The organism is Methylobacterium sp. (assembly GCF_019745455.1).
In the GTDB taxonomy this organism is placed as follows: Bacteria; Pseudomonadota; Alphaproteobacteria; order Rhizobiales; family Beijerinckiaceae; genus Methylobacterium.
Map to the genome: position 1 here is coordinate 60,321 of NZ_JAIETD010000124.1, position 10,288 is coordinate 70,608.

Annotated in this window: 9 protein-coding genes; 6 read left to right on the top strand and 3 right to left on the bottom strand. The window is 67.0% G+C overall.

The annotated features are described in order from the left end of the window. Positions 1-206: 206 nt before the first annotated feature. The 4 genes from K2Y56_RS22030 to K2Y56_RS22045 all read left to right on the top strand — a co-directional run bounded on the left by K2Y56_RS22030 (position 207) and on the right by K2Y56_RS22045 (position 4,584). Positions 207-1,196, top strand: coding sequence for a tripartite tricarboxylate transporter substrate binding protein (locus K2Y56_RS22030; protein WP_292512811.1), 990 nt, complete (start codon positions 207-209; stop codon positions 1,194-1,196). A 180-nt stretch (positions 1,197-1,376) separates the two neighbouring features. Then, on the top strand, positions 1,377-2,039 hold the full coding sequence (locus tag K2Y56_RS22035; protein WP_292512814.1) for a tripartite tricarboxylate transporter TctB family protein: 663 nt from the start codon (positions 1,377-1,379) through the stop codon (positions 2,037-2,039). A 10-nt stretch (positions 2,040-2,049) separates the two neighbouring features. Then, on the top strand, positions 2,050-3,555 hold the full coding sequence (locus tag K2Y56_RS22040) for a tripartite tricarboxylate transporter permease (RefSeq protein WP_292512817.1): 1,506 nt from the start codon (positions 2,050-2,052) through the stop codon (positions 3,553-3,555). A 33-nt stretch (positions 3,556-3,588) separates the two neighbouring features. Beyond that, positions 3,589-4,584 carry a tripartite tricarboxylate transporter substrate-binding protein gene (locus tag K2Y56_RS22045; protein WP_292512820.1) on the top strand — a complete coding sequence of 332 codons (996 nt, stop codon included), beginning with the start codon at positions 3,589-3,591 and terminating at the stop codon, positions 4,582-4,584. A gap of 32 nt (positions 4,585-4,616) precedes the next feature. On the opposite strand, the gene K2Y56_RS22050 is transcribed toward K2Y56_RS22045, so the two are convergent. Beyond that, positions 4,617-4,844: a hypothetical protein gene (locus tag K2Y56_RS22050; RefSeq protein ID WP_292512822.1), complete on the bottom strand. Its 228-nt coding sequence runs from the start codon at positions 4,842-4,844 to the stop codon at positions 4,617-4,619. A 90-nt stretch (positions 4,845-4,934) separates the two neighbouring features. Here K2Y56_RS22050 and K2Y56_RS22055 point away from each other — a divergent pair, with 90 nt between their 5' ends. After that, on the top strand, positions 4,935-5,270 hold the full coding sequence (locus tag K2Y56_RS22055; protein WP_292512826.1) for a hypothetical protein: 336 nt from the start codon (positions 4,935-4,937) through the stop codon (positions 5,268-5,270). 113 nt (positions 5,271-5,383) lie between these two features. Here the strand turns inward: K2Y56_RS22055 and K2Y56_RS22060 are convergent, their stop codons facing one another. Together K2Y56_RS22060 and K2Y56_RS22065 are read right to left on the bottom strand one after the other, a co-directional pair. Next, entirely contained in the window at positions 5,384-5,656 is a 273-nt protein-coding gene (locus K2Y56_RS22060) for a hypothetical protein (RefSeq protein WP_292512829.1), read from the bottom strand. A 346-nt stretch (positions 5,657-6,002) separates the two neighbouring features. Beyond that, the gene (locus K2Y56_RS22065; RefSeq protein WP_292512832.1) at positions 6,003-6,221 is read right to left on the bottom strand and encodes a hypothetical protein; all 219 of its coding nucleotides are present in this window, start codon (positions 6,219-6,221) and stop codon (positions 6,003-6,005) included. A 352-nt stretch (positions 6,222-6,573) separates the two neighbouring features. On the opposite strand from K2Y56_RS22065, the gene K2Y56_RS22070 reads away from it, so the two are divergent. Then, positions 6,574-9,942 carry a CHASE domain-containing protein gene (locus K2Y56_RS22070; protein ID WP_292512835.1) on the top strand — a complete coding sequence of 1,123 codons (3,369 nt, stop codon included), beginning with the start codon at positions 6,574-6,576 and terminating at the stop codon, positions 9,940-9,942. Positions 9,943-10,288 lie beyond the last annotated feature (346 nt).

Below are 10,288 nucleotides of genomic sequence, written 5' to 3' on the forward strand. Positions count from 1 at the left end.
CCAAGCCCTGCTTATGCTCAGGAAAGCTGGGGGCACCGTCTCCCATATCTCGTCGCCGATGCTTCACCCGGCGCCCGAACCACACGCCAACGGATTAGGCCCAGCGTCCTCATCCCGGCCAACCCTGTGTAGAATCGAGCGTCTTCATTCCCTCCTGCTCAGCGCCGTGTAAAGTAACGGCAACGACAACGAGGGAAACGCCAAGAATGACCGTCCCGACACCGGTACGCCGTACGCTTCTGCTCGGCCTCGCCGCAGCCACGATCGGCCTCGCCGCTCCGGCCGCAGCCCAGGCCCCCTATCCAAGCCGCCCGATCACCCTCGTCGTGCCCTTCGCTGCCGGGGGCTCGACCGACGTCGTCGGGCGCCTCGTGGCGCAGAAGATGTCGGATGTGCTCGGCCAGCAGGTTGTGGTTGAGAACGTGGTCGGGGCCGGCGGCAATGTCGGCGCGGCCCGCATCGCCAAGGCCGAGCCCGACGGCTACTCGATCCTGATGGGCACGGTGGCGACCCATGCGCTCAACCCGCTCATGCTCAAGCGCAAGCCCTACGACCCGGTCGCCGACTTCGCGCCCGTCTCGCTGCTCGCGGTGATCCCCAACGTCCTGATCGTCAATCCGAAGCTGCCGGCAAATACGGTCAAGGAGCTGATCGCGCTGGTGAAGGCCGATCCTGCGAAGTACAACTACGCCTCGTCGGGCCTCGGCACCCCGCTCCACCTCTCGGGCGAATTGTTCAAGAGCATGGCCGGGGTGAAGATGCAGCACATCCCCTATCGCGGCTCCGGCCCCGCCCTCAACGACGTGGTCGCCGGCCAGGTGCCGATCCAGTTCGACAACCTTCCTTCCGCCTCTGAGTTCATCAAGGCGGGCACCCTGCGGGCGCTGGCGGTCACGACCAAGGAGCGCGCGTCGTCGTTCCCCGATGTGCCGACCATGGCCGAGGCGGGACTTCCCGGCTACGAGACCTACACCTGGAACGCGCTGTTCGCGCCGCCGAACACGCCGCGCCCGATCATCGACGCGCTCAACGCCGCCGCCCTCAAGGCGCTGGCGGACCCGGTCGTGATCGAGCGGATGAAGGCGTTCAGCGCCACCGTGGTCAGCTCGACACCTGAGGCCCTCGCCGACCACGTGAAGGCCGAGGTCGCCAAATGGGCGCCCGTGGTGAAGGACGCCGGCGTTCAGACAGAGTGAGCTCACGCTTCGATCGAGGCCGGCCTGAGGCCGGCCCGAGCCGCCTATAAAGACGGCAGAAGCAAGGCTTGGCCTTGGGCGCGACGCCTTATAAGGATTGTGCTCAAGGCAGGTTCTGCCACCCTTTCGGATCCGCCCGAAGAGGCGGACTTAAGTAATGATGGTATCGGAGGAAATGTCATGAGCGAGCCCAAAGGGGGCTCCGGCCGTCATGGCTTGGTGCGTGGTCCGCAAAGCCTGGCGGCAGGTCTCGGACTTCTCGCGCTCGGCGTCTTCGCGGTCTGGGCGGGAGGCGACCTGCCGCAGGGCACCCTCGGTGCCATGGGCCCTGGACTGATGCCGCGCTGGCTCGGAATCGGAGTGGCAACCTGCGGTGTCGCCCTCCTCGCGGCCGCCTTCGTCAAGGATGGCGACCCGATCCCACCGGTGGCGTGGCGCGGCCTCTTCGTCGTGGTCCTGGCCATCATCGCCTTCGCGGTGACCATCCGTCCGGTCGGCATCGGCTCCTTCATGACCCCTGGTCTGGGCCTCATCGTCGCCGGTCCCCTCGCCATCATGATCGGCGGCTATGCCAGCCCCGAGGCGCGTTTCGGCGAGCTCGTGATCCTCGCCCTGCTCCTCACCGCCGGCTGCATGCTGCTGTTCGGCGATCTCCTCAACCTGCCGATCCCGATCTTTCCGACGGTGGTGATCGAGGCGGTTTCGGGTTCGATCTCGACGCGCCTCCTGCTGCGGATCGCCGTCGGCGTGCTGATCATCCTCGGTCTTGGCCTTATCGCCCTCAGGCGCGGCGCCAATCGCCGCCGGCCGGTCGACGTCGCTACCCATTCGCTGACGACCTGAGACGAGCGACATGACCGACCTCCTCGCCAATCTCGGGCTCGGCTTCAGCGTCGCGCTGACATTTCAGAATCTCGGCCTGTGCTTCCTCGGCTGCCTCGTCGGCACCCTGATCGGCGTGCTGCCTGGCGTCGGACCGATCGCGACGATCGCGATGCTGCTGCCGATCACCTTCGGGCTCGACCCCGTCGGCGCGCTGATCATGCTCGCCGGCATCTATTACGGGGCGCAGTATGGCGGTTCGACCACCGCCATCCTCGTCAACATTCCGGGCGAGGCGACCTCGGTCATCACCACCCTCGACGGACACCAGATGGCCCGACAGGGCCGGGCCGGCATCGCGCTCGGCATCGCCGCGATGGGCTCGTTCTTCGCAGGCACCGTGGCGACGCTGCTCATCGCCGCGCTCGGCGCGCCACTCACCGGCCTCGCCATGATCTTCGGCCCGGCGGAGTACTTCGCCCTGATGGTGATGGGACTCGTCTTCGCCGTGGTCCTGGCCCGTGGCTCGGTCCTGAAGGCGGTCGCGATGATCCTCGTGGGCATCCTGCTCGCATCGGTCGGCACCGACCTCGAGACCGGCCAGGAACGTATGACGTTCGGCTTGAACTTCCTCGCCGACGGGGTCGATTTCTCCGTGCTCGCCATGGGCCTTTTCGGCGTCGCCGAGATCCTGCGCAACCTGGACCAGACCGAGACTCGCGAGGTGGTCCGCCAGCAGATCGGTCGTCTCCTGCCAGGCCGCGCCGAGTTGAAGCAGGCCGCGCCCTCGGTTCTGCGCGGTACCGCCATCGGATCGATCCTCGGCATTCTGCCGGGCAACGGCGCCGTCCTCGGTCCGTTCGCCTCCTATGCCATCGAGAAGCGCCTCGCCAAGGACCCGAGCCGGTTCGGGCACGGGGCCATCGAAGGCGTGGCCGGCCCCGAGAGCGCCAACAACGCCGGCTCTCAGACCTCGTTCATCCCGCTTCTCACGCTCGGCATCCCGCCGAACGCGGTGATGGCCCTCATGGTCGGAGCCATGACGATCCACGGCATCATCCCGGGCCCGGGCGTGATGACCAAGAACCCCAACCTGTTCTGGGGCATGATCGCCTCGATGTGGATCGGCAACCTAATGCTGCTGATCATCAACCTGCCGCTCGTCGGCCTCTGGGTAAGGCTTCTCAAGGTGCCTTATCGGCTGATGTTCCCGGCGATCCTGATGTTCTGCTCGATCGGCATCTACTCGATCAATTCACTGCCCACCGACGTGATGTTCATCGCGTTCTTCGGAGTGGTCGGCTACGCCCTGATCAAGCTCGGCTTCGAGCCGGCGCCGCTGCTTCTCGGCTTCGTCCTCGGCCGCCTGATGGAAGAGTACCTGCGCCGGTCGCTGACCCTGTCGCGTGGTGACCCGATGGTTTTCTTCGAACGGCCGGTCACCGCCGTTCTCCTGCTGATCTCGGTGGCGATGCTTGCCCTCGCCTTGACGCCGAAGCTGCGCAAGAGCCGCGACGAGGTCTTCACCGAAGCTTGATCCGACAACGACAACAAACAAGAGAGTGACGCCATGACACCAACATTCACGCGCCGCACGCTATCCGCTGCTGGCCTTGCTGCCGCGGCCCTGGTGCTTGCCGGTCCGGTCTCGGCCGACACATATCCGCAGCGTCCGATCACCATGGTCGTGCCCTTCGCCGCGGGCGGCCCGACCGACATCGTCGCCCGCCTCGTGGCCGAGCAGATGTCCCGTTCGCTCGGGCAGCAGGTGGTGATCGAGAACGTCTCGGGCGCCGGCGGTACGACCGGCATCACCCGCGCCTCGCAGGCCTCTCCGGACGGCTACACCATCATGATGGGGCATATGGGCACGCACGGCGCCGCGCCGGCTCTCTTCAAGGGCCTCAAATACGATCCGGCCAAGAGCTTCGACCCGATCGGGCTCGCTGCCGGCACGCCGATCGTCATCGTCGCCAAGAAGGATTTCCCGGCGGCCGACCTCAAAGCCTTCGTCGCCGCGGTCAAGGACGGTGGTCCCAAGGTCAACCAGGCCCATGCCGGCGTCGGCTCGGTCTCCCACTCCACCGGCATCCTGTTCGACTCGATCATCTCGGCAAAGCCGACCCTGGTCGTCTATCGCGGCACCGGCCCGGCGCTGAACGATCTGATGGCCGGTCAGGTCGACTTCATGACCGACCAGATCGTCAACGTCGCCACGCAGATCACCGGTGGCACGATCAAGGCCTACGCCATCGCGACGCCCGAGCGCTCGCCGGCCCTGCCCGACGTCCCCACCACCAAGGAAGCCGGCCTGCCGGGCTACGAGGTCAGCGCCTGGAACGCGGTCTTCGCCCCCAAGGGTCTGCCCCAGGACGTCGCCAAGAAGCTGCAGGACTCACTCGCTCAGGCACTCGCCGATGCGGGCACGAAGAAGCGCATCCTCGACCTCGGCGGCACTGTGCCGTCGGCGGCCGAGCAAGGCCCGAAGGCGTTGCAGGCTCTCGTCGAGAGCGAGGTCGCGCGCTGGACGCCCGTGCTTCGCGCCGCTGCCGAAAGCGGCCAGTAGCTCGAAACAGAAAGGGCGGCTGAGCCGCCCTTTCAACTCGCTTCGACGCCGACCAGGTCGGCTTGCAGGTCGGAAAGGTAGGCATTGAGTCGCTCGACCACGTCCCCGTCGGCGCACTGGATCCAGAGCGGGGCGGGTAGCTCTTCCCGCTCCAGAGTGATCAAAAGGGCCTCCGCCATCAGCGCCGCACTCCGTTCGGAGGATGCCGCCATCAGGCGGGTACCGTCGGGGGTGCCGATGAGGATCGCGATGCTGACCATGCCCGTCCCGTCGCCAGTGGAATACGCCATCGCCTTGGCTACGCCGGGTACCGTGACCCTGCAAGGCGTCGTGACGGCTGCCGAGACGCAATGAGCCAGGCCGGTAAGCCGATCGTCGAGACGCCTGACGGGCGCTACATCGTCGTGCGGGGCCGGCTCTGGCGCCGCCAGCGCCCGGACCTCGCTCCCCCTGATCGCGATCGCCTCGTGAAGGACCTCATGGACGGGCGAAGGGCAGTTCTGGCAGCCAAGCGGCGAGGCGACACGGAGGCGCTCGCTTCGGCAAGGAAGGCGGTCGACGCTGCCAAACACGGACTCGGCGAGCGCGGGCCGGTCTGGTGGGACGACGGTGCGCCGGACGAGAACCGCCGCATGGCGAAAAACACGTCCTACGCCGGCTGGTACGCAAGCCTTTTCGACGAATAGGCACGAAGCAGAGATCACCGTGAACCGGGCATTTGATGCCAAGCCCCATACAAGAAGGCCCCGCGATCATACGACCGCGGGGCCTTTTGTCTTCAGGAATGCGGAAAGGCCGATCAGCGGCCGCCGCCACCGCCATTTGCACTGCCGTTCGGAACCGCCTGCTCCGGCCGGCTCGCATTGCCGCCAGCCGCGGAATTCGTGACGATCGTATCGGCACCGGTCGCCCCACGTGAGATCACGAGGCTCGGATCGTTGCCGGTGGTGTTGGGCTGCTGCTGGACGACCGTCCCGGTCCGACCCGGATCGCGGACGAGTACGCCGGTCTGAGCCAATGCCGGCGCCGCGAGAAGGCAGCTGGCAGCCGCGAAGGTAAGGATCTTCTTCATCTAATCATCTCAATCATTTGTCTCTGTATGCGAGGACAACTTCACCCGGTCGGCGCCGTTCCGCCGGACGGAGATTTGTCGCAGATCGCACACTTGGTCTCCCGATCGATCATTCGGCCTGAGGGCGTCATCTTCGTGCGAGCGCGGCCCGAACTTCCAGGTCCGAAGCCGCCAGCCGGGAAGGTGACATGAACGTCGCCGGGCTACGGATGGCCGGGACGACTGGCCTCGTCGCGAAACGCACCGCTCCATGCCTTTAGCGTGCGCCGCTGCCCCGGCAGCGGCGGCGTAGGACCCTCGGCGGACACGGCGAGGAGTTCCCCCTCGAGGGCCTTCAAATCGTAGGCTATTTGCCCGGGAAGGTCCGCTCCAGCACTTCGCGCACAGCCTGGTTCACCGGGATGCGGCGGGTCGCGCAGATCGCCACGATCCGCTGGTGCAGGTCGGCGGAGATCTCGATGACAAGCTTGCGCCGGACCGCGCCGCGGCGGTCCGAGGACGAGGCCGCCATGTCATGGCCTGCCGGCGAACGCGGCGGCATGTCGATCTTCGCGGTGACGGTCATGGTCGATTCTCCTCGCGCGCATGGTCGGCGCCAGAGGTTGAGAAACCGTGCCCGGCCATCGTTTTCGGCCCGGCGCTTTTCCTTTGGGGCCGATCGATTGGTGACGGAGGCTTTACCCCCTCGTGCTACCAGAGCCGTTCGCGACGCGGCGGCCGCCGGGAGTAGGTGCGAGCAGGGGCCTGCCGACGTGATCACTCGCCGATCCCTTCCAGCACCGCGTCCGCGAGACGACGACAGCCCCATTCCCGAAAATTTCCCCAGGTTCGGGGCATCTCATACTCCCCGGCCGCCGACTCCGGACAGGCACTCGGCCGGTCCGACTCCCCGGAGCGCTGCGGCAAGCGTCGTCGCCTTGGGTCTCCTGGCGGCCATTCTCCTGGCTTACTGGGTCGACACCAGAAACGTCCGCCTCGCCGCCGAACGTTTCGACATCCTGGCCGAGCGCGCCGTGGTTCAGATCGAGCAGCGGCTGACCACCTTCCAGTACGGCTTGCGCGGCGCCCGCGGTGCCGTGATCGCCGCAGGCGTGGAGAGTCTGACGCGGGAGCGGTTTCGACTCTACGGCCAGTCGCGCGACCTCGAGCAGGAGTTTCCGGGTGCCCGCGGTTTCGGGTTCATCCGGCGGGTGGCTCCGGAGGCCGAGGCGCAGTTCCTCGCCCGCGCATGGGCGGACGACGCGCCGGACTTCGCGATCCGCCAGTTCGCCGCCCATTCGGGTGAACGCTTCGTCATCCAGTATATCGAACCGCAGGCGCAGAACGCCGAGGCCCTCGGCCTCGATCTGGCGTCGGACGAGAACCGCCGCGCGACGGCCATCGCCGCGATCGACCGGGCGCTGCCGACCTTGTCCGCGCCGCTGACATTGGTTCAGGCGCTGGGTGTTCCACGCCGGGGCTTGCTGGTCTTCCTGCCCGTCTATCGGCCGGGCCTGCCGGTGGGAACGCCAGAGGAGCGGCGCCTCGCTGCGATCGGGTGGACCTATGTCCCACTCGTGATCGACGAGGTCCTGGACGGGCTGGATATGGAGGACGGCACGTTCGACATCGCCCTTTCGGATCGCGGAACAAACGCGGATCAGCCCTTCTTCGCGACGGCTCCGGTACGGGCGGATTCGGCCGAGCCGTCTCGTCAGCTCACCCTGCCCCTTTTCGGACGCACATGGCAGGTCGGCGTTCAGGCCCGGCCTAAGTTCCGCCGCAACCTCAACCTGCCGAGCCCGCCCGCCATCGGGGCGCTCGTCTTCGTCGCGTCGGTCATTCTCGCCGCATTCATCGCCCTGCGCGCATTCGGCCGCCAGCGCCGACGGCTCGCGGCGGTGGAGCGCAGTCGCCTCGCGGCCATCGTCGAAGGCTCGAACGACGCCATTATCGGCCGCGATCTGCGAGGCGTCGTCACGGATTGGAACGCCGCCGCCGAACGCATCTTCGGGTTCACGGCGTCCGAGGCCGTGGGACGCAGGATTGCCGACCTCATCCTTCCCCCTGACTTGCAGGCGGAGGAGGACGAAATCCTCGACAAGGTTCGCGGCGGTATCCTCGTGCCTCATGTGCGCACCAGTCGCCTGCGCAGCGACGGCGCGCTGCTGCCCATGCTGGTCAGCGTCTCGCCGATCAGGGCGCCAGACGGCACTGTGATCGGCGCGGCCATCACGGCGCGCGACATCAGCGACCAGCTTGCGGCCGAGGAGCACATTCGCGCGTTAAACGCCTCACTAGAGGGGCAGGTCGCCGAACGGACCGCTCAGCTCGAAGCGTCTTCGGCCCTTCAGGCGGCGATCCTGAACTATGCCGGCTATGCCGTGATCGCGACGGACCCCGCCGGGATCATCACCCTGTTCAACCCTGCCGCCGAACGGATGCTCGGTCACCGCGCCGCCGACCTCCTTGGTGTCGCCACCCCTGCCCTCTTCCACCTTCCCGATGAGATGGTGGCGCGTGCAAGGTCACTCTCCGCCGAGTTCGCCGAAACCATCGAGCCCGGTTTCGGCGTCATCGTGGCGCGCACCCAGCGCGGCCTGCCCAACGCCGAGGAATGGACCTATGTGACCAGCTCCGGCGATCGCCTGCCGATCCTCTTGAACGTCAGCCCGCTCCGCGCACCGGACGGGACCGAGCTCGGCTTCCTCGGCATCGCCATCGACCTGACCGACCAGAACCGGCGGGCGGCCGAACTGGAGGCGGCGCGGCGCAGTGCCGAGCAGGCGGCGCGGAGCAAATCCGAGTTCCTCGCCACCATGAGCCACGAGTTGCGCACACCGCTCAACAGCATCATCGGTTTTTCCGGACTGATGCTGGATGGCGTCGAACCGACGACGCCAACCCTGGAGCGCCATGCCCGCATCATCCACGATGCCAGCCGTACGCTCCTGTCGATCGTCAACGACGTGCTCGATGTCTCGAAGATCGAGGCCGGGCAACTCGACCTTGACCCACGGCCGTTCTCGCTCTCCCATCTCGTCGAGGGAACGGTCGAGCTCCTTCGCAACCAGGCGGCCGAGAAGGGATTGCCGCTCCGTGTCGCGCTGCCAGCCATGGCCGACGGCGCCATGCTGGTCGGAGACGACGTCCGGATCCGTCAGATCCTGATCAACCTCCTCTCGAATGCAATCAAGTTCACCGCGCAGGGCACGATCGTGGTTGCCGTGGAGGACGACCGTTGCGATGAAGGGCGGGCGTCGCTTCGGTTCAGCGTCACCGATACCGGCATCGGCATCCCTGCCGCCAAGCGCCATCGCATCTTCCGGCCGTTCAGCCAGGCCGACAGCTCGACCTCGCGGCGGTTCGGCGGCACCGGCCTCGGCCTCTCGATCTGCCGGAGCCTCGTGGGTTTCATGGGGGGAGCCATCGGCTTCGAGAGCGAGGAAGGACGCGGCTCCACCTTCTGGTTCGCCTTCGACCTCCCGGTTTCGCCGCCCGACGCGCCGGACCTGACTGCGCCGGGGCCCGCGTTGCCCCGTTCCAACATTCCGCCGCTGCACATCCTCCTCGCCGAGGATGTCGCGATGAACCAGGAGCTCGCAATTGCCCTCCTGAGCCGGTGGGGCCATGCGGTCGATGTGGTTTCGGACGGGGCCTCGGCCGTCGACGCGATCCAGCGCGCGCCTTACGACCTGGTTCTCATGGACATTCAGATGCCCGTGATGGACGGCATCGAGGCTACTCAGCGGATTCGCGCTCTTGGCGAGCGCTATGCGCGGGTCCCGATCGTTGCGATGACCGCCAACGTCATGGCCGACGACATCGCGCATTTCCGCAGCGTCGGCATGGACGACCATCTCGGCAAGCCCTTCGTCGCCCGTCAGCTCAAGGCCATCCTCGAGACCTGGGGAAGTCGAGAATTGCAGGATGGCATTCCAACGGTGCCGAGGTCTGAAGCGCCTACCGCCGAGGGCGCCGACATTCTCGACCGCGCGATGCTCGCCGATATGTCCGACCTCCTCGGGCCGCAGCGTCTCGCCGAGCTGATCCGCGCCTTCATTCCGGATCTTCAGCGCCGGCTCGCTTCGATCGCGGAGGGAGGCACTCCGGTCCTGATGCGGGAGGCCCATGCGCTGGCCTCCTCGGCCGGACAGCTTGGCTTCGCCGAACTCTCTCTGCTCTGCCAGCGCATCGAGCGGGAGGCGGAGAGACAGGACGCCACGAAATCCGCCGCCATGCTGGACGCCAGCGCCCAGCGTGCGGTGGCGGCGGCGCGATCGGTGCTCGGCGTCGAGGCGGCTTGAATCGCCACCGAGCCTCCTCGAATGCTGGGTCAATGGATCAGCTCGACGAGTACGCTGCCCCAAAGATGTCGAGGACCGCTCCGCGCTCGGACAGCGCGGGACGGATCAGCGCGCGAAGATCGGCAGCGCGTTCGACGCCGAAGTCGAATTTTCGCATCGCGAGGCAGTGCGGATCGGTCAGATCGCGTCGCGGGGCACCAGCACGATCGCAGCGGCATAACCGGCACGTCGCAGGTGGCGGAAGTCGGCGTGGCGGCGCTCGCAGGTGATCTTGAGATAGCGGGCCTCGCCCTCGACGATCCTCGTCGATGCCGCGGTCACCTGCGCCTTCATCAGGCATTCGATC